This is a genomic window from Curtobacterium sp. MCLR17_007 (genome assembly GCF_003234655.2).
In the GTDB taxonomy this organism is placed as follows: domain Bacteria; phylum Actinomycetota; class Actinomycetes; order Actinomycetales; family Microbacteriaceae; genus Curtobacterium.
Map to the genome: position 1 here is coordinate 260,612 of NZ_CP126271.1, position 19,313 is coordinate 279,924.

The window sequence follows — 19,313 nt, forward strand, 5'->3', positions numbered from 1 at the left end:
TTATGAAAGCATAACTGATGGATGGCCGGCGGTACAGTCGCTGCATGGAGCCCGCACCGACCGACGACGTCCTCGCGGAGTTGGCCGACGTCGTCCTGCGCATCTCCCGGGAGGTCGACCCGAACGCCCCGCATGCGCTCGACATCGTGCCGCTGACCGGGACGGAAGCGCTCGTGATGCGGTGGATCGACCGGCACCAGGGCACCTCGCCGAGCGCCACGGCCGAGGCCACCGGGCTGCAGCGGAGCAACCTCAGCGCGGCACTCCGCTCCCTGGTGGCGAAGGACATGGTGGACCGGCGCGCCGACCCGCAGGACGCCCGGCTCGTGCAGCTCTTCTCGACGCCGCGGGCGAAGGAGAGCATCGCCGTGTTGCACGCGCACTGGGCCGAGCAGCTGCGCGGCGCCCTCGGCACGGACCACGCGGGCGTCACCGCGACCCTGGCGCTGCTCACCCGGATCGACGACGGGCTGCGCCGGTAGTCAGCGCGGTCGACCAGTCCGTCCCGTGGGCGCGCTCCGATCCCTCGCGGGGCCCGCGTGCCAGGCTCGGACCATGACCTACATCGCCAGCGACGACCGCTACGACTCGATGACGTACCGCCGCACCGGCCACTCCGGCCTCGACCTGCCGCTGCTCTCGCTGGGGTACTGGCACAACTTCGGCGACGACGTGCCCTTCGAGACGCAGCGTGCCGTCAGCCGCCGTGCGTTCGACCTCGGCATCACCCACCACGACCTCGCGAACAACTACGGCCCGCCCTACGGCGCCGCCGAGGTGAACTTCGGCCGCCTGATGCGTGAGGACTTCGCGCCCTACCGCGACGAGATGGTCATCTCGACCAAGGCCGGGTGGGACATGTGGCCGGGCCCGTACGGGCAGGGCGGCGGGTCGCGCAAGTACGTGCTCGCCTCGCTCGACCAGTCCCTGACCCGCATGGGCCTCGACTACGTGGACGTGTTCTACTCGCACCGCCTCGACGCCTCCACCCCGCTCGAGGAGACGATGGGCGCGCTGCACACCGCCGTTCAGCAGGGCAAGGCGCTGTACGTCGGCATCTCGTCCTACGACACCGAGCGCACCCGCCAGGCGGCCGCGATCCTGCGCGACCTCGGCACGCCGCTGCTGATCCACCAGCCGTCGTACTCGATGCTGAACCGTTGGATCGAGACCGAGGGGCTGCTCGACACCGCCGGCGAGCTGGGCTTCGGCGTCATCGGGTTCACCGCGCTCGCGCAGGGGCTCCTGACGGGCAAGTACCTGGACGGGGTGCCGGCCGACTCGCGTGCTGCCGCGGGCAAGTCCCTCGACGCGTCGAGCATCACGCCCGAGGTCGTCGAGCACCTGCGCGCGCTCAACACCGTCGCCGAGGCGCGTGGACAGACCATGGCGCAGCTCGCCCTGTCGTGGGCGCTCCGCGACGAGCGGGTGACCTCGCTCGTGATCGGGGCATCGCGGGTGTCACAGCTCGAGGACAACGTGGCGGCACTCGGCAACCTGACGTTCTCGGACGACGACCTGCGCACGATCGACGAGCACTCCGTCGGCATCGCGGACGTCGACCTGTGGGCAGGAGCGCGTGCCGGCGACGTCTCCTGACGGATTACATCGCGGTTGACATGGCATCTGAAATCCAATATGTTGAACCCACCGAGCCAGATCAGGTGCTCGACAACCCAGGAGTCATCATGAGCGTCGTCGCCGCGATCGTCCGCCCCGCCACCGTCGTCGTCCCGAGCCGGCTGCTGAACGCCGTGCTCTGCGGGCTCGAGGCCGCGGGGGCCCGGCTCCCGCACGCGCTGGCGGTCCCCGTCATGGTCGCCCACGACGCGGTCGCCGCGATCGCCTACCGCTGACGTCCGCCGACTGCGGACAGGAGGTCCGGTGCCAGCTGGCACCGGACCTCCTGTCCGTCTCCGGCCCGCCACCAGAGCCCGGTCGGCCTCAGCCGACCACCCGCTCGACGGTCCGTCCGCGCAGCCGCTCCCGCGAGAGCGCCGGCAACAGCGACCCCGTGTCCCGCTCCAGCACATGCGTGCCCGGTGCCACCACCAGGTCGACCGCGTCGAGCAGCCCGTCGTCGAGCACGACATCGGCCGCCTGCGCGTAGGCGTCCACGTGCGAGGTCGTGCGCGGCCCGACCACCACCGACGCGATGTCCGGGTGCGTGAGCGCGAAGCCCACGGCGAGCTCGAGCAGGGTCAGGCCGGCCTCGTCAGCGAGCCGGCCGAGCCGGTCGGCGACCGCGAGCTTGTGCCGGTTCCCCGGGCTGTCCACGGCGAAGGTCTCCGGCTGCGCCACCGCGTGCGGTGACCGAGGCTGCGGTGACCCGGCGCGGTAGGCGCCCGCGAGCCACCCGCCCGCGAGCGGCGACCCGGCCAGCACCCCGAGGCCGAACCTGCGGGCGACCGGGAGCACGGTGCGCTCTGCCGTCCGCGTCAGCAGCGAGTAGGGCACGTGGGTCGCCGTGGCGCGCTTCGTCCCGGCGCGGAGCCACTGCGCCTCGACGAGCTCCTCGGCGGGGAAGCCGGGGATCCCGAAGCTGCGGATCTTGCCCTGCGCCACCAGGTCGGCGAGTGCGTCGAGGGTCTCGTCGAGCGAGGTCGTCGGGTCCGGGCGCGCCGGTTGGTACAGGTCGATCACGTCCGTGCCCAGGCGGTGCAGGCTCCGCTCGACGGCGCGGAACATCCAGCGCCTCCCGGCGCCGCGGTGCGCGCGGTCGTCGTCCACCGGGTCACCGAACCGGACCGACACGAAGACCTCGTCGCGGCGTGCGGCGATCGCCGCCCCGACCGCACGCTCGGCCGCGCCCCCGCCGTCCGCGTCCGATATGTCGACGGCGGTGACGCCGCGTTCGAGCGCGGAGTGGACCAGGTACTCGGCCTCGTCCAGGTCACGTGCCGCGATCCCGGCGACGGCGTGCGTCCCGAGCGTCAGCGCGCTGACCGGCGCCCCCGTCCGCCCCATCGTCCGCTGCTCCATGCGCGCCACGATATGGGTGCTCTGGACGGCAGCGGCCGCCGGTGACGAACCGTGACACGGCCGGCTCCGTGACGCCGTGTGACGCGTGTGCCCCGAGCCGCGACCCCCCGTGACGCTGCGTTGCGACGCGTGTCGCGACGGTCGCGCCGTCGCCGACGCGGTGCCTACGGTCCTCGACATGACCCGATCCGACACCCGGCGGCCGATCCACCGCCGTCCGACCCGACGCACCACCGTCGCGGTGGTCGCCGCGCTCGCCGCCGGCGCACTGCTGGCCGGCTGCTCCGCCGGTTCGACCGCGGCCACGAGGGACTCCGGCCCCGTCCGCGGCGGCACACTCGTCTACGCGACGGACCGGGAACCCACCTGCCTCGACCCGCACAACTCCGGGGACATGCCGCAGACGTACATCGCGCGCCAGTACCTGGACTCGCTCGTGTCGTTGCAGAAGGACGGCAGCGTGCAGCCGTGGCTCGCCACGGGGTGGACGATCTCGGACGACGGCACGCAGTACGACTTCACGCTGAAGCAGGGCGTGGAGTTCACCGACGGCACCCCGTTCGACGCCCAGGCGGTGGTGGACAACTTCACGCAGATCCTCGACCCGGCGACGCAGTCGTCGACCGACCTGCTGTACCTGACCGGGTACTTCGACAAGGCCACCGCGATCAGCGACCACGTCGTCCGGATCACCCTGAAGCGCCCCTACTCGCCGCTCCTGGCCGCCCTGTCGCAGGCGTTCTTCGGCATGGAGTCACCGAAGGCCATGGCCCGTGGGCTCGCGGCGAACTGCGAGTCCCCGGTCGGCACGGGGCCGTTCGAGGTGGCCGGGTGGAACCACGAGCGCGACGTCGAGCTCGTCCGGAACGACTCGTACAACAGCGCCCCGGCTGACGCGGAGCACCAGGGGCCCGCGTACCTGGACGGCATCACGTGGAAGTTCCTCAAGGACAACACGACGCGGTACGGCGCGCTGAGCTCGGGCGAGGCGGACGTCATCTTCAACGTGCCGCCGGAGAGCGAGGGGCTGGCGAAGGCGGACCCGTCGATCGAGCTGCAGTCGTTCGTGCACTCCGGCTCGCCGTTCAGCCTCGACCTCAACACGCAGAGCACCGTCTTCAGCGACATCCGGGTGCGGCAGGCGTTCGTGCACGCCTCCGACGCGAAGGAGGCCGTCGAGAGCGCCTACAACGGGGTGTTCCCCTACGAGGGCAACGCCGTCTCCTCGGGCACGCCGCACTACGACGCCGCGTACCACGAGCCGTTCCCGTACGACCCGGCAGCGGCGAAGCAGCTCCTCGACGAGGCCGGCTGGACCGGACGCGACGCGGACGGCTACCGGACGAAGGACGGCGTGACCCTGACGGTGAAGCTGCCCTACAACGCGGACTCCGCGGAGACCCCGCCGGCGGACGTCACGATCCTGCAGGACATCCAGGCGATGGAGAAGCGCGTCGGGATCAAGGTCGTGCTGCAGGCGCTCGACTCGTCCTCGATGAACGCGGTGTGGGGCAACCCGAAGGCGTACGACCTGCTCGGGAACTACTGGAACAGCCCGACCCCGCACGTGATGTACATCAAGTACTCGAAGGCGACCTACGACGTCGACAACGGCCAGAACTCGGCGTTCGCGTACGACGACGAACTCGACCGGCTGCTCATCGCGGGCACCGCGACGACCGACCCGGCGAAGCAGGCGACCGCGTACGCGAAGGCCCAGCAGATCCTGACGTCGAAGGCCTGGAGCCTGCCGCTCTACCCGATCCAGACCCGGCTCGGCATCGCCGACCGCGTCAGCGGCGTGTGGATCGAACCCAGCGAGGGCGAACCCGTCCTCTCCGACGCCTACCTGATCGACGGAGGCAAGTGATGGTCATCCGAGTCACCAGACGCATCGTCGAGGCGGTGGTCCTGCTCCTCGCCGTGGGCACGATCGTGTTCTTCCTCGAGCACGCGGTCCCCGGCGACCCCGCCGTCGCGATCCTCGGCGGCGCCGCAGCGCACCCGACGAAGGAGGCCGTCGCCGCGGTCACCGCGCAGTACGGCTTCGACCGGCCGCTCCTGGCGCAGTACGGCGACTTCCTCGCAGGCCTGTTCCGGCTCGACTTCGGCGAGTCCTACACGCTGAAGCAGTCCGTCACGAGTGTCATCGCCGGGCAGATCGGCCCGACGCTCGCCCTCACGGTGACCGCGCTCGTCCTGGCCTGGGTGCTCTCGATCGTCTCGACCCTGCTGACCGCGGGGCGGCCGGGCATCGTCGGCCGGATCGGCTCGGTGGTCGAGACCGTCGCCGCCGGGCTGCCGCAGTTCTGGCTCGGACTCGTGCTGCTGCTGGTGTTCGCGGTGCAGCTGCACTGGTTCCCGGTGATCGGCTCGGGCCCGCTCGGCATCGTGTTGCCGGCATTCACCCTCGCGATCCCGCTCGCCGGGTTCCTCGGCCAGGTGACCCGCGACGAGTTCGAGGACAAGCAGCAGCAGCCGTTCGTCCTGTCCGCTCGGAGCCGCGGGCTGTCCGAGAACGCGATCCGCGGGAGGTACGTGCTCCGGCACGCGGCGCTCCCCGGTGTCACGCTCTCCGGCTGGGGTCTCGGCTCGCTGGTCTCCGGCGCCGTCATCGCCGAGGTCGTCTTCGCCCGACAGGGCATCGGTCAGGTCCTCGTCACCGCCGTCAGCGCGCAGGACCTGCCGCTCGTCATCGGCATCACGTTCGTCGTCGCACTCGTCTACGTCGTCGCGAACATCCTCACCGACATCGCATACGTCGTGGTCGACCCACGACTGCGCCGCACGACCGGAGCCGCAGCATGACCACGACGACCATCGCACCCAGTGAACCCCGTGCCCTGCAGCCCGACCCGGCACCCGCCGAAGCCGGCGTACGGAAGGTGCGCCGAGCCTCCCACCCGTTGCGACGCGTGTCGTTCTGGGTGGCGGCCGCCTTCATCGCGCTCGTCGCGGTGGCGGCCCTCTGGCCGTCCCTGCTGGCGCCCCAGGACCCACTCGCCATCGACCTCGGCAGGAGCTTCGACGCGCCCAGCGCGCAGCACGTCTTCGGGACCGACCAGTCCGGCCGCGACGTGTACTCGCGCGTCGTGCACGGCGCCGGCCAGTCCGTCCTGATCGGCGTCGGTGCCACCGCACTCGGGCTCGCCGGAGCCGTCCTGCTCGGAGTCCTCGGCGGGCTCGGCGGCCGTGCCGTCGACGCCGTCGTGACCCGCGTGATCGAGGTCCTCTACGCGTTCCCGGGCATCCTGCTCGCGCTCATCCTGATCGCCGTGTTCGGCTCGAGCGCGGGGACGCAGATCCTCGCCGTCGGCATCGCGACCGTCCCCGGGTACGCCCGGATGGTCCGCGGGCAGGTGCTCGCCGTGCGGAACGCCGGGTACGTGCAGTCGGAGCGGGCGCTCGGCCACTCCTCGGCGCACGTCCTGTTCCACACCCTGCTGCCGAACGCCTTCCGGCCGCTCACCGTCCTGGTCACGCTCGGGATCGGGCAGGCGATCGTCTGGGCGTCGGCCCTTGGATTCCTCGGCATGGGCGTCCAGCCGCCCGCTCCGGAGTGGGGCGCGATGCTCAACGCCGGCCGCAACGACCTGCAGCAGGCGTGGTGGCTCGACTTCTGGCCCGGCGTCGTGATCGTGCTCCTCGCGTTGTCGCTGACCGCCGTCGGTCGCGCCGTGCAGACCCTGACCCAGCCTGGAGGCCCCCGGTGACCGCTCCTGACCTGCTCACGTCCGCCACGTCCTCCGTCCCGTCGGGTGGTGCCGCTCGTCCGACCGGTCCCCTCGTCGAGGTCCGGGACCTCTCCGTCGCCTTCGGCGACCGCACCGTCGTGCGGGACGTCTCGTTCACGCTCGAACCAGGCCGCTGCGTCGCGATCGTCGGCGAGTCCGGCTCCGGCAAGAGCGTCACCGCCAGGTCGTTGCTCGGGTTGAACGGCCCGTCGTCGTCGACCACCGCCGCGGCGCTCTCGCTCGGCGGTCGCGACCTGCGCGACCTGTCCGACCGTGCGTGGCGCGGGGTCCGCGGCAAGGACGTCGGCTACGTCCTGCAGGACGCCCTCGTCTCGCTCGACCCGCTCCGGAGGGTCGGCGCATCCGTCGCCGACGCACTCCGCGCGCACGGGGTGGGCCCGCGCTCCGCCCGTGAGCAGCAGGTGCTCTCGCTGCTGGGCCGCGTGGGGATCCCCTCGCCGTCGCTGCGTGCTCGGCAGCTGCCGTCCGAGCTCTCCGGCGGGCTGCGGCAGCGTGCGCTCATCGCCGCCGCGATCGCCCTCGACCCCGCGGTGCTCATCGCCGACGAGCCGACGACCGCGCTCGACACCACGGTGCAGGCGCAGATCCTCGCGCTCCTCGACGAGCTCCGTGCCGGGGGGACCGGTCTCGTGCTCATCAGCCACGACCTCGGCGTCGTCGAGCAGTTCGCGGACGAGGTCGTCGTGATGCAGCACGGCGTCGTCGTCGAGCAGGGGTCCGTCGCCGCCGTCCTCGGCGATCCGCAGCACGCCTACACGAAGCGCCTGCTCGCCGCGATCCCCTCCGCCCACGCACCCGGAGCACGGTTGTCGGACGCACCGCCGGCGACGCTCGCGCCGCGTCCGGCATCGCGCCCGGTCCCGGTCGCCGGCTCCGTGGTGCTGTCCGTCTCGCACGTCAGCAAGCGGTACCGCGGGCCCGACGGAGTCGTGCGCACCGTCGTGGACGACGTGTCGTTCGAACTCCGGGCCGGCGAGACACTCGGCATCGTGGGGGAGTCCGGGTCCGGCAAGTCCACGACCGCGGCGATCGCCCTCGCACTGACCCCGCCGTCCTCGGGGCAGGTGCTGTTCGAGGGGCGGCCGTGGTCAGTGCTGGCGGAGCGTGCGCGCCGGGCCGACCGCCCGCGGATCGCGACCGTGTCGCAGGACCCGCTGTCCTCGTTCGACCCCCGGCGCACCGTGGGCGAGCTCGTGCGCTCGGCGCTCGTCGGCGCGCGGTCCGCGCGAGCGGTCGACGCCGCCGGTCCGCCCCGCGCTGCCGGCACGGACGCGGCACGGGTCGATGCGCTGCTGCAGGGTGTCGGGCTGGACCCGTCGCTCGCCGGCCGACACCCGCTCACGCTGTCCGGCGGTCAGCGGCAGCGCGTCGCGATCGCCCGGGCACTCGCCACCGATCCCGATGTGCTCGTCCTCGACGAGGCCGTCAGTGCGCTCGACGTCTCGGTCCAGGCGCAGGTCCTCGACCTGCTCGCCGACATCCGCCGCGAGTACGGCACCGCCGCGCTCTTCATCTCCCACGACCTCGGTGTGATCCACCACGTCAGCGACCGCGTGCTCGTCCTGCGCGACGGTCGGGTCGTCGAGGAGGGGCCGGCCGACCAGGTCTTCCGCTCCCCGAGCGACCCGTACACGCAGGGGCTGCTCGACGCGGTCCCCGGCGTCAGCGTGCACCGGGACCCCCGAACCCTCCAGAAGGAATCATGACCACCACCGCACTGCCCACCCGTGCGTCGCTCCTGGCGCAGTTCGCCCCGGTCTTCGAGCGCATCGCCGCCGGCGCCGTGGACCGTGAGCGGTCGCGGACCCTGCCGCACGAACAGGTCCGGTGGCTCGCCGACGCCGGGTTCACCGCGGTGACCGTCCCCGTCGCGTCAGGCGGTGGTGGCGCGACCGTGAGCGACCTCGTCGCGCTGCTCGTCCGGCTCGCCGAGGCCGACTCGAACATCCCACAACTGCTCCGCGCGCACTTCTCCTTCGTCGAGGAGCTGCTGCTCGACCCGGGCGTCGTCCGGCGCGAGGACTGGCTCGCCCGCATCGCCGCCGGGGAGGTCGTCGGGAACGCCAGCCACGAGCGGAGCAGTGCCGGCGTCGGGTCCCTCGCGACGCACCTCGTGCCGGACGGCGACGGCTGGCGGCTGCACGGCGAGAAGCACTACAGCACGGGCACGATCTTCGCCGACTGGACCACGGTCACCGCGCGGACGCCGGACGGTCACACGGTCGGGGTCACCCTTCGGGTCGACGACCCCGGCGTCCAGGTCCGCGACGACTGGAACGGGTTCGGCCAGCGGCTCACCGGCAGCGGGACCACCCGGTTCGACGGCGTCCGGGTGGAGCTGTGGCAGCTCCGACCCGAGCGCGCCGAACGACGCACGGTGCTGCCCGCGTTCCTGCAGACCGTGCTGCTGGCGTCGCTCGCGGGGGTCGCCGCCGCTGCCGCCCGGGACGCCGCCGACTTCGTGCGCACCCGGACCCGGCACTACCAGCACGGGGTCGGAGCGACCGCCGCGTCGGACCCGCTCGTGCAGTCCGTGGTCGGTCGGATCGCGGCGGACGCCGTGGCCGCCGAGGCGCTCGTGCTCAGCGCGGCCGCCGCCATCGACGACGCCCACGACGCGGTCGTCTCGGACGCGCCCGACACGGGCGAGCGCATCGACGCGGCCGAGCTCCGGACGATCGCGCTGCAGTCGACCGTGGTCGAGGCGGCGCTCCGGGCGACGACCACCCTGTTCGAGGTCGGCGGGGCGAGCGCGACCGACCGCGACCGGGCGCTCGACCGGCACTGGCGGAACGCGCGGACGCTGTCCTCGCACAACCCGGTCGTGTTCCAGCAGCGCGTGATCGGCGACCACCTGGTGAACGGCGCACCCCTGACGTACTTCTGGGCAACGGGCGAGGCGCGCTGACGCCCGGTCGCGCGGCGGACGGCCGCTGGTACTCTGGTCCGCAGCAAGTGTGTATCTACCGGCCGCCGCACCTCGGCGGACAGCGGCGGCACCCGATGGGTCCGCCGGACAGCTGCGGGCCGAGAAGGCACACCTCGACATGCTCCAAGCGCGTTCCTCTGACGCTTCGTTGATCGCCCTCGCCGGACGGTCCTACTTCCCGATCGCATTCATCGCGCGGCTCCCCTTCGCGATGATGGTCGTCGGGGTCCTGACGCTCGTCGTCGCCTCGCGGGACTCCGTCGCGCTGGGTGGGATCAACTCCGCCTTCGTCGGCATCGGCTCGGCCGTCTTCGGCCCGATGGTCGGTGCCGCGGCCGACCGGCTCGGCCAGCGGAAGGTCCTGGTACCCGTCGGCCTGGCGAACGCCGCGCTGCTCGGCGTCTTCCCCCTGGTCGTGCAGAGCGCCGCGCCGGACCTCGCCGTGCTGGCGCTCTCCTTCCTGATCGGGGCGTCCGCACCGCAGGTCGCCCCGATGTCCCGCACACGACTCGTCGCGATCGTCCGCCAGCGCATGACGAAGGACCGCCACGAGCGGGTCCTGTCCGGCACGATGGCGTACGAGTCAGCCGCGGACGAGACGGTGTTCATCATCGGGCCGTTCCTGGTCGGACTGCTCGCGAGCGCGATCGCCCCGTGGGTCGCCGTCGCCGGCGCCTCGGCGCTGACGTTCGTGTTCGTCACGGCGTTCGCACTGCACCCGACGGGCCGCCTGTCGCTCGGGCACCGCGACGACGTCCCGCAGGCCCCGGCCCGACAGCTGCTCCGCCCGCGGCTGGTCGTCGTCGTGGTCGGCATCCTCGGGATCGGCTTCTTCTTCGGGTCGACGCTGACCTCGTTGACCGCGTTCATGGGGACCCATGGTGAGTCCTCGCAGGCCGGGCTGCTCTACGGCGTGATGGGCATCGGTTCCGCCGGGCTCGCCCTCGGGTCGGCGTTCTTCCCGCGGTCCTTCGGCGTCGGGTGGCGCTGGCTCGTGTTCGGTGTCGTGCTGCTCGGGGGCGCGATCGCCTTCGCGTCGGCGGACTCGGTGCTCGCCGTCGGCATCGTCCTGGCCGTGATGGGCGTCGGCATCGGCCCCACGCTGGTCGCGCAGTACAGCCTGGGGTCGGATCGCTCCCCGGTCGGCCGGTCCGCGACGACCATGACGATCCTCGGGTCCGCCGTGATCGTCGGGCAATCGCTCACGTCCGCCGTCGTCGGCGAGGTCGCGGAGTCCGCCGGCACCGGGGCAGCGATGCTCTTCCCAGCCCTGTCAGCCGGCATCGTGGTGCTCGCCGCCGTCGTCAACCTGCTGCTCACGCGCCGCGACGCGACCGTCTGACGGACGGGAGGCCCGTGGCGGCGCCGTCTCGGGCCTCCCGTCCGGCTCGTCGCGTCTCGCACGGTGCGCGGTTCGTCGGCCGGTGCGTCGTTGGCCGTTCCGCACGGTGCGTGGTTGGTGGCCCGTGCGCGGTTGTGTGTCCGGTGGCAGGTTGTTGCTCGTCACCAGGCGGTCAACCTCGCACCGGCGCGCAACCTCGCACCGTGCGCGACCCCAACCTCGCACCGTGCGCCGCCGCGCCGCGCCGCGCCGCGACCGCGCCCCCGCCGCGCCTACTCGGTGTCGTCGACCAGCAGGTCCTCGTGGCGGTACTCGCCCGACCGGACACCCGCCCGCGCGATCATGTGCGTCGACACCGGCACCAGGAACAGCTGGAACACCATGATCGGCAGCACGACCCAGAACGCCGTCCAGGTGCCGACGGCGACGACGATCGCCGCGAGGGCGAGTGCGAGCCCGAGCACCTGCGGCTTGGCCATGGCGTGCAGTCGGACCAGCGGGTCGGGGAAACGGACGATCCCGACCGCCGCGCCCAGGGAGAGCACCGCCGCGACCAGCAGCAGGACGAGCGCGATCCACGCCCGGACGCCCGCCGTGTCGATGAAGGACTGCAGGACCTCGGTCACGACTCGCTCCGTTCCGGGGTGGTCACGTCGGTGCCCTCGTCGGACGGGTCGGACGAGGGCGTGACTGCGCGGGCCACGGCCACCGTGGCGAAGACGCTCGTCGCCGCGATCACCACGAGCACCGGGATGGCGGTGAGGTCGCGACGGACGGCCATCGCGACGGCGATCACCACGAGCACGGTGGTCAGCACGAGGTCGGAGCCGATCATCCGGTCGAGGATGGTCGGTCCGCGCACGATCCGGAACACGGCCAGCACGAGGGTCGCTCCGAGGAGTGCGAGCACGAGCGCGACGCCGATCCCCATCACGATCAGGCCGGCGTTCACCGTGTCACCTCCGGCACCGGGTCGGACAGTTCGCGCACGTCCTGCTTCGACCCGAGGGCGCGGATCACCAGGGCGTCGATGCGCAGGGCCATCTGCTTCTCACTGTCGACCTGTTCCTGCCGCTCGGTGTCCAGCACGTGCAGCAGCAGTCGCCGCCGGTGCAGGTCGACGTCGGCGACGTACGAGCCCGGCACCAGCGAGATCGCCAGGGTCGCGAGCGTGAACGTCATCTCGGACGTGGTGTGCAGCTGCACGAGGACGATCGAGCTGCGCCGCACCCCGCGTGGCCGGAACGCCACCCACGCGACCTTGAAGGACGCCGCGATGACGAGGCCGGTCCAGACGACCAGGAACCGCAGCGCGTGCAGCACCGAGAACCGGGGCGACAGGGGGACCGGCGGGAGCGGCAGGGCCTGCGTCACGAGCAGCGCGACGACGACACCGCACAGCAGCGTCAGGGGCGTCCACGATCCCCACAGCAGCGCCCAGAGCACGGTCAGGCCGATGCCGAGCGGCACCTCGTAGCGCCAGGCGACGACGATGCGTCGCGCACGGCTGATGCGTCGGGTGTCGTCGGTCACGGCGTGCTCCCGAGGACGGCCTGGACGTAGGAGGCGGGCGACTCGAGCGAGGCCGCAGCGCGGGTCGCGTAGCCGTAGAGCGGTCCGGCGACCACCGTCAGCGCCACCGAACCGAGGACCGCGACCGTCGTCACACCGACCAGCATGCGCGGCAGGCGCACCTTCTCGCCGGTCCCGAGTGCCGGCCGGGAGGCCCCGCTCACCGGGGCAGCGTCGGTGACGGTCACTGTGCCTCCCGCGACGACACTGCCGTCGGCCTCCGACCGCGTGACCGGCGCCGGTTCCGGCGCGCGCAGGTGCTCGTGCGGCTCGGCGACCGAGGCGTGCGGTGCCGCCGCCTCGGCGGCGGGCTTCGGACGCCAGAACGCGGCGTCCCACACCCGCATGAGCGCGTAGAGGGTGAGCAGCGAGGTCACGACGCCGGCGCCGATGGTCACGTACGCCATCGGACTGCCCGACTCGGCGGCGGCGCGGAACAGGCCGAGCTTGCCGATGAAGCCGGAGAAGGGCGGGATGCCACCGAGGTTGAACGCCGGCACCAGGAAGAGCGCCGCGAGCAGGGGCGTGGCCTTGAGCAGGCCGCCGAGGGACCGGGTCGACGTGGTGCCACCGACGCGTTCCATCAACCCCGACACCAGGAACAGCGTGGTCTGCACGACGATGTGGTGCACCGTGTAGAACACCGCGGCGGCCGTGCCCGCGACCGTCCCGAGGCCGATGCCCATCACCATGAAGCCGATGTGACTGATGAGCGTGAACGACAGCAGCCGTTTGACGTCGGTCTGCGACACCGCACCGAGCACCCCGACGACCATCGTCAGCGCGGCGACCACGAGCAGCACGGTGTTGAGCTGCGGGCGCGGGAAGATGATGGTCTCGAGGCGGATGATCGCGTAGATGCCGACCTTCGTCAGCAGTCCCGCGAAGACCGCGGTGACCGGCGCCGGGGCGGTCGGGTACGAGTCGGGCAGCCAGAACGCCAGCGGGAAGACAGCGGCTTTGATGCCGAACCCGATGAGCAGCATCGTGTGCAGCAGGAGCTGCACGTGCTCGGGCAGCCCGGCCATCCGCTCGCTGATCTGGGCGATGTTGACGGTGCCCGTCGCCCCGTAGACCAGGCCGATCGCCGACAGGAACAGCGCCGACGCGATCAGGCTCGTCACGATGTAGGTCGTGCCGGCCCGGACGCGCTGCTCGCTGCCGCCGAGGGTGATGAGCACGTAGCTGGCCACCAGGAGCATCTCGAACGCGACGTACAGGTTGAACAGGTCGCCGGCGATGAACGAGTCGAGCACGCCAGCGGCCAGCACCAGGTAGGTCGGGTAGAAGATCGTGACCGGGGCCTCGCCGTCGTCGGCGGCCAGGCCCTGTCCGATCGAGAACAGCAGCACCAGCAGCAGCACGCTCGCGGAGACGGTCAGCAACAGGGCGCTCAGCCGGTCGACGACGAGTGAGATGCCGTACGGGGCCTGCCAGCCGCCGACCTGCACCACGATCGTGCCGTGCTGGTCGACGAGCACCATGAGCGTCGCGGCGACCGCGAGCGCGATCACCAGGACGGCGACGGTGATCGCGCGCTGGAGCTTCTGGTGTCGGAGCAGGCCGAGCGCGACCGCGGCACCGAGCAGCGGGACCAGTACCAGCAGTGGGGCGAGGAAGGTCATCGGCGTTCCTCTCGCTCGGCGTGCGGTTCGTGGTGGCGCTCGTGGCCGTCGTCGGACTCGGGGTCGGTGTCCGTCTCGGGGTCGTCGTGCTCGGCGCTCGAGCGGTCCCGGCGGATCGCGACGTCGGCCTCGTCCACCTCGACCTCGTCGGCGCGCGACAGCGTCCACGAGCGGTGGATCAGCGCGAGCAGGAAGGCGCTGACGGCGAACGTGATCACGATGGCGGTCAGGGCGAACGCCTGCGGGAGCGGGTCCGTGATGACCTCGGCGGACTTGCCGATCGGCGGGTTCCCCGCGGCGCCGGACATCACCAGCAGCAGCAGGTTGAGCGCGTTGCCGAGCAGCAGGAAGCCGAGCAGCATCCGGGTCAGGGAGCGTTCGAGCAGCAGGTACACGCCGCACGAGAAAAGCACGGCCATCGCGATGACGAGGACGAGGGTGACGGTCATGCGGAGACCTCTTCCTGGTCACGGCCGGCTTCGATGGTGTCGCGGGTCGGTACGCGGGAGTCCTCGAGCCGCTGCCGGTCGACCTCGGCACCCAGGCTCCGCAGCACGTCGAGCACGAGCCCGACGACCACCAGGTAGACCCCGATGTCGAAGAACGTCGCCGTGACGAACTCCACGTGCCCGAGCACCGGGACCGTGGCCTCGAAGAACTCGGAGTACAGCGCGTCCTTGCCGAAGAACAGCGGGACGATGGCGGTGACGGCGGCCGTGGCGACCCCCAGGCCGAGCAGTCGCCCGGCGCGGACGGGAGCGGCGGCGCCGAGCTCGGCCGCGCCGCCGGCCAGGTAGCGGGCGGCGAGGGCGATCCCCGCGACGAGCCCGCCCGCGAACCCACCGCCGGCCGCGTTGTGCCCGGCGAAGAGCAGGTACAGGGAGAGCACGACCAGCCCGTGGAACAGCAGTCGGACGACCACGTCGAGCAGCGCGGAGCGACCGGTGGGCAGGGCCGCGCTGGTCGGCAGCCAGGCGCGCGGCTCACCGTCCGTGCGTTCGTCGGCACCGGGGGCCCGGTCGCGCAGTCGAGGCAGGGTGTCCTCACGCGAGTTGACGAAGATCAGGCTCGCGACGCCGGTGGCCGCGGCGACGACGACGGTGAGCTCGCCGAGGGTGTCCCAGCCGCGCAGGTCGACGAGGGCGACGTTGACGACGTTGAGCCCGTGCCCGAACGAGCTGGTCAGCGCCGGGATGTCCGGCCAGATCGGGGTGGCGGTGCGTGCCGAGGCGGACACCACGACCACGATGGCCAGGGTCAGCCCTGCCAGCCCGGCGAACAGCGCGCGGAGGACCCGGAAGCGCGAGGGGTTCGCGGTGTTGATCCGCGGGGGGAGGCGCCGGAGCACCAGCACGACGGCGATGAGCGTTACGGTCTCGACGACGAGCTGCGTGAGCGCCAGGTCGACCGCCCCGTGCAGGACGAACAGCACGGACATGCCGTAGCCGGTGACGCCGACCAGCACCGCGGCGGCGAACCGGGTCTTGGCGGCCGTGACGGCGATCGCGGCGACGGCCATCACGACGACGACCGGGATCTGCCCCCACGAGTCGGCGAAGCGCACGTGGAACTGCCACGGACCGCCGACGACCAGGTTGGCGAGCGCCCCGGCGACGAACACCGACAGGATCACGGTCAGGTAGTAGGGGAGCGAACCGCGCTGCAGGTTGGCGGTGAGGGTCGTCGCGCCGCGGTCGAGCCCGCGCATCAGGCGTCGGTAGGTGCCGGCGGCGCTCGGGGACCCGGCGAGCCGGTGCTGGAGGGCCTCGACGCGGACGCGAGCGGCGAAGAGCGCCACGCCGCCGAGCAGGGTGAGCGCGGAGATGCCGAGGGCGGGCTCGAGTCCGTGCCAGAGCGCCAGGTGGGGGACTGGTTCGTCGCCCGGCAGCGACGACGCGGTGGCAGCGGGCTCGATGCCGTGCGCGACGAGCGGGGTCAGGAGACCCAGGGCGAGTCCGGTCAGGCCGAGGACGGACGGCACGACACCGAGACCGTGCAGGGCGTGCGGCTCGGTCTGCTCGACCCCGCGCTTGGTCGCGAAGGTGCCCCAGAAGAAGCGGAGCGAGTACGCCGCGGTCAGGACCGACCCGACGGTGACCCCGACGAGGGCGACCCACGCCCATGCGGCGTCCGGGCCGTGCAGGGCCTCGACGAAGCCGGTGAGCACGGCTTCCTTCGCGACGAAGCCGATGGTGGGCGGGATGCCGGCCATCGAGACCAGGGCCAGGACGGCGACCGTCGCGAGCCACGGCATCCGCCGCCCGAGTCCGCTGAGCCGGGCCAGGTCGCGCGTGCCGGTGACGTGGTCGACCGTGCCGACGACCAGGAAGAGCGTGGACTTGAAGGTGGCGTGCGCGACGAGCAGCGCGATCCCGCCCAGGGCCACCGCGGGTGCGCCCCACCCGGCGGCGAGCACCAGGAAGCCGAGCTGCGCGACCGTGCCGTAGGCCAGCAGCAGCTTGAGGTCGGTCTGGCGAAGTGCCCGGTACCCGCCGACGAGCATGCCGAGCACCCCGAGCACGGTGATGGTCTCGCGCCAGCCGTCGAGCAGCGCGAACGCCGGTGCCAGGCGGGCCACGAGGTAGATGCCGGCCTTCACCATCGCCGCGGCGTGCAGGTACGCGCTGACCGGTGTCGGGGCCGCCATCGCCGCGGGGAGCCAGAAGTGGAAGGGGACGATCGCGGACTTCGTCAACGCGCCGACAAGGACGAGCACCACCGAGACCGTGACGACGGTGCCGGTCGGTGCCTGCGCGACGATCGCGGAGAGCTGCGTCGTGCCCGCGGTGACCGACAGCATGACCAGGCCCGCGAGCATCGCCAGACCGCCTGCGGTCGTGACGACGAGTGCCTGCATCGCCGCGGCCCGACTGGCGCGCTTGGCGGCGTCGTGGCCGATGAGCAGGTACGAGAAGACCGTGGTCGCTTCCCACAGCACGAACAGCACGATGACGTCGTCGGCGATGACCAGGCCGTACATCGACCCGGCGAACGCCGTCAGGACCCCGGCGAACCGACCGAGTCCGGGTTCGTCGTCGCCGAAGTACGACGCGCAGTAGACGAGCACGAGTGCGCCGACGACCGACACCACGAGCGCGAGCACCCACGAGAGGGCATCGACACGCAGGGCGATCGCCAGGTCGAGCTGTGGGATCCACGAGAACGACTCGGTGACGCCGCTGTGCAGTGCGCGGTCGGTCTGGGTGACCGTCAGCACGGCGGCAGCCACCGGGGGGACCGCGGCGACGAAGAACACGCGGCGACCGAGCAGCGGTGTGAGTGCCGGTACGAGGAGTGCGACGACGGCGAACGCGACGAGGACGGTGACCATGGGGCGCCTCCTCGGGGTCGGGCGTGCAAGTCCGGCTCTGGGTGGCTCCCAGGCTACCGAGAGCCGGATGCACAGAACCTGTGCGGCCGGACAGGATGCCCGACCGCGGGTCAGACTGCGAGCACCACTCTGCCCGCACCGGCCGCACCCTGTCCGGCGGCGCCGCTACCGCCCGTGCGCGCGGGACGGGATCTGCGTCGCGAGCTTGCCCCCGGACACGTCGAGCAGGGTGCCCGTGATGTACGCCGACGCGTCGCTCGCCAGGAACACGAGCAGGTCGGCGACGTCGTCCGGGGTCTCCCACCGCCGCAGCGACAGCGTGTCGAGCAGCCGGTCCTGGGCCTCGGTCGACATCGTCGCGAAGCCGTTCATCGCCGTCGGCACCATCCCTGGCGCGTACGCGTTGACCGTGATGCCCCACGGCCCGAGCTCCGATGCCAACACCCGTGTGAAGGCGACGACCGCCGACTTCGAGGCCGCGTAGGCCGCACTCCCCACGCTCGGCACGATCGCCGCGAACGACGCCGCGTTGATGATCCGGCCGCGCCCGGCCCGCTGCATCACCGGCGCCACCGCCTGGCTCATCAGGAACGTCCCGCCCAGGTTGACGTCCATGCACCGCTGCCAGTCCGGCCACGACAGGTCCGCCACCAGTCCGTCGACGTTGATGCCGGCGTTGTTCACGAGCACGTCGACCGTGCCGTGGCGCTCGACGACGGTCGCCACGGCAGCGGCGACCGACTCCGGGTCCGCGACGTTGCACACGACCCGGTCGGGGTCGTCCGGGCCGTCGAAGGCCAGGTCGAGCGCCACGACCCGCGCGCCCTCCGCCCGGAAGCGCTCCGCGAGCACGCTCCCGATCCCGCGGCCGGCTCCGGTGATGACGACCACGCGGTCGCCGAGGTCGAGGTGCATCGTCGCTCCTGTCCGGCCGGCGGACGTCGCCGACTCCATCACCTCTACCATTCCCCACATGACGAACGCAGCGCCAGACCGGGTCCTCTGGGTGACGGGCGGCGGCAGCGGCATGGGTGCCGCCGCGGCACGCGCCGCAGCCGCGAGCGGCTGGACGGTGGTGCTCAGCGGGCGCCGAGCCGACCGGCTCGACGGGGTCGCCGACGAGATCCGGCAGGCGGGTGGCTCCGCGGACGTGCTGCAGCTCGACGCAGCCGACCGGGAGGCCGTGGTCGCCGCCGCCGCGACGCTCACCGCACGACACGGCCGGTTGGACGGCCTGGTGCTGGCCGCCGGGCTGAACGCTCCGGAACGACGGTGGGAGGACCAGTCCGTCGACGGGTTCCGCGCGATCCTCGACACCAACCTGACGGCGGTCGTCAGTGTCGTCGACGCCGCGCTCCCGGCACTCCGTGCCAGCGGTGCCGGCGTGGTGGTCGTCGTGTCCTCGTACGCCGGCTGGTCGTTCCAGCCGGGCGCCGGCGTGGCGTACTCGGCCTCGAAGACCGCGCTCGGGTCCGTCGTCCGGAGCCTGAACCAGCAGGAGGCCCCGCACGGCCTCCGCGCGACGCACCTCTGCCCGGGGGACGTCGCCACGGACTTCCTCGACCAGCGCCCGCAGGTCCCCGACGCCGCTGCCCGCGCCGTGATGCTCACCCCGGAGGACATCGGTCGCACGATCGGGTTCGTGCTCGACGCCCCGGCACACGTGCGCGTCGACGAGCTCGTGATCAGCCCGGTCTCCCAGCGCTGACGCGCCCCCACCTGCTGGCCGCCTGATCGACCGCCGGGTGTCCGCCGGACAGGTGCCGAGCCTCCCGTC

General features: G+C 72.3%; 18 protein-coding genes. 10 read left to right on the forward strand and 8 right to left on the reverse strand.

What is annotated here, in order from left to right; translation table 11 throughout:
• Positions 1–44: 44 nt before the first annotated feature.
• From DEJ13_RS01300 to DEJ13_RS01310, 3 genes are all read left to right on the forward strand, one after another.
• Positions 45–482, forward strand: coding sequence for a MarR family winged helix-turn-helix transcriptional regulator (locus tag DEJ13_RS01300; protein WP_111107099.1), 438 nt, complete (start codon positions 45–47; stop codon positions 480–482).
• Positions 483–555: 73 nt separating this feature from the next.
• Positions 556–1,599 (forward strand): L-glyceraldehyde 3-phosphate reductase, encoded by a 1,044-nt coding sequence (mgrA, locus tag DEJ13_RS01305; RefSeq protein WP_111107098.1) that lies wholly within the window; start codon positions 556–558, stop codon positions 1,597–1,599.
• A gap of 89 nt (positions 1,600–1,688) precedes the next feature.
• The gene (locus tag DEJ13_RS01310) at positions 1,689–1,856 is read left to right on the forward strand and encodes a hypothetical protein (RefSeq protein ID WP_220037592.1); all 168 of its coding nucleotides are present in this window, start codon (positions 1,689–1,691) and stop codon (positions 1,854–1,856) included.
• An 88-nt stretch (positions 1,857–1,944) separates the two neighbouring features.
• Here DEJ13_RS01310 and DEJ13_RS01315 read toward each other — a convergent pair whose 3' ends face one another.
• Entirely contained in the window at positions 1,945–2,982 is a 1,038-nt protein-coding gene (locus tag DEJ13_RS01315; RefSeq protein ID WP_111107097.1) for an aldo/keto reductase, read from the reverse strand.
• Positions 2,983–3,160: 178 nt separating this feature from the next.
• On the opposite strand from DEJ13_RS01315, the gene DEJ13_RS01320 reads away from it, so the two are divergent.
• From DEJ13_RS01320 to DEJ13_RS01345, 6 genes are all read left to right on the forward strand, one after another.
• Entirely contained in the window at positions 3,161–4,852 is a 1,692-nt protein-coding gene (locus DEJ13_RS01320; protein ID WP_111107158.1) for an ABC transporter substrate-binding protein, read from the forward strand.
• A complete protein-coding gene (locus DEJ13_RS01325) occupies positions 4,852–5,790 on the forward strand; it encodes an ABC transporter permease (RefSeq protein ID WP_111107096.1) in 939 nt (312 codons plus the stop codon). Before DEJ13_RS01320 ends, DEJ13_RS01325 begins: the two co-directional genes overlap by 1 nt.
• Positions 5,787–6,695, forward strand: a complete 909-nt coding sequence (locus tag DEJ13_RS01330; protein WP_111107095.1) for an ABC transporter permease — start codon at positions 5,787–5,789, stop codon at positions 6,693–6,695. The genes DEJ13_RS01325 and DEJ13_RS01330 overlap by 4 nt, the downstream gene beginning before the upstream one ends.
• Positions 6,692–8,443, forward strand: coding sequence for a dipeptide ABC transporter ATP-binding protein (locus tag DEJ13_RS01335; RefSeq protein WP_258374112.1), 1,752 nt, complete (start codon positions 6,692–6,694; stop codon positions 8,441–8,443). Before DEJ13_RS01330 ends, DEJ13_RS01335 begins: the two co-directional genes overlap by 4 nt.
• Positions 8,440–9,645, forward strand: a complete 1,206-nt coding sequence (locus DEJ13_RS01340) for an acyl-CoA dehydrogenase family protein (protein ID WP_111107094.1) — start codon at positions 8,440–8,442, stop codon at positions 9,643–9,645. The genes DEJ13_RS01335 and DEJ13_RS01340 overlap by 4 nt, the downstream gene beginning before the upstream one ends.
• 169 nt (positions 9,646–9,814) lie before the next feature.
• Entirely contained in the window at positions 9,815–11,008 is a 1,194-nt protein-coding gene (locus DEJ13_RS01345) for an MFS transporter (RefSeq protein WP_284158127.1), read from the forward strand.
• Positions 11,009–11,280: 272 nt separating this feature from the next.
• On the opposite strand, the gene DEJ13_RS01350 is transcribed toward DEJ13_RS01345, so the two are convergent.
• From DEJ13_RS01350 to DEJ13_RS01380, 7 genes are all read right to left on the reverse strand, one after another.
• A complete protein-coding gene (locus DEJ13_RS01350; RefSeq protein WP_082518309.1) occupies positions 11,281–11,634 on the reverse strand; it encodes a cation:proton antiporter in 354 nt (117 codons plus the stop codon).
• The gene (locus DEJ13_RS01355; RefSeq protein ID WP_181437045.1) at positions 11,631–11,960 is read right to left on the reverse strand and encodes an MrpF/PhaF family protein; all 330 of its coding nucleotides are present in this window, start codon (positions 11,958–11,960) and stop codon (positions 11,631–11,633) included. Before DEJ13_RS01355 ends, DEJ13_RS01350 begins: the two co-directional genes overlap by 4 nt.
• Positions 11,957–12,541 carry a Na+/H+ antiporter subunit E gene (locus DEJ13_RS01360; RefSeq protein ID WP_111107092.1) on the reverse strand — a complete coding sequence of 195 codons (585 nt, stop codon included), beginning with the start codon at positions 12,539–12,541 and terminating at the stop codon, positions 11,957–11,959. Before DEJ13_RS01360 ends, DEJ13_RS01355 begins: the two co-directional genes overlap by 4 nt.
• Complete coding sequence (locus tag DEJ13_RS01365; RefSeq protein ID WP_111107091.1) at positions 12,538–14,205, reverse strand: Na+/H+ antiporter subunit D; 1,668 nt, start codon at positions 14,203–14,205, stop codon at positions 12,538–12,540. The genes DEJ13_RS01360 and DEJ13_RS01365 overlap by 4 nt, the downstream gene beginning before the upstream one ends.
• Positions 14,202–14,654 carry a Na(+)/H(+) antiporter subunit C gene (locus DEJ13_RS01370; protein ID WP_111107090.1) on the reverse strand — a complete coding sequence of 151 codons (453 nt, stop codon included), beginning with the start codon at positions 14,652–14,654 and terminating at the stop codon, positions 14,202–14,204. The genes DEJ13_RS01365 and DEJ13_RS01370 overlap by 4 nt, the downstream gene beginning before the upstream one ends.
• Entirely contained in the window at positions 14,651–17,536 is a 2,886-nt protein-coding gene (locus tag DEJ13_RS01375; protein WP_111107089.1) for a Na+/H+ antiporter subunit A, read from the reverse strand. Before DEJ13_RS01375 ends, DEJ13_RS01370 begins: the two co-directional genes overlap by 4 nt.
• A gap of 165 nt (positions 17,537–17,701) precedes the next feature.
• On the reverse strand, positions 17,702–18,451 hold the full coding sequence (locus DEJ13_RS01380) for an SDR family NAD(P)-dependent oxidoreductase (protein ID WP_111107156.1): 750 nt from the start codon (positions 18,449–18,451) through the stop codon (positions 17,702–17,704).
• 58 nt (positions 18,452–18,509) lie between these two features.
• Here DEJ13_RS01380 and DEJ13_RS01385 point away from each other — a divergent pair, with 58 nt between their 5' ends.
• Positions 18,510–19,244 (forward strand): SDR family oxidoreductase, encoded by a 735-nt coding sequence (locus DEJ13_RS01385; protein ID WP_111107088.1) that lies wholly within the window; start codon positions 18,510–18,512, stop codon positions 19,242–19,244.
• Positions 19,245–19,313 lie beyond the last annotated feature (69 nt).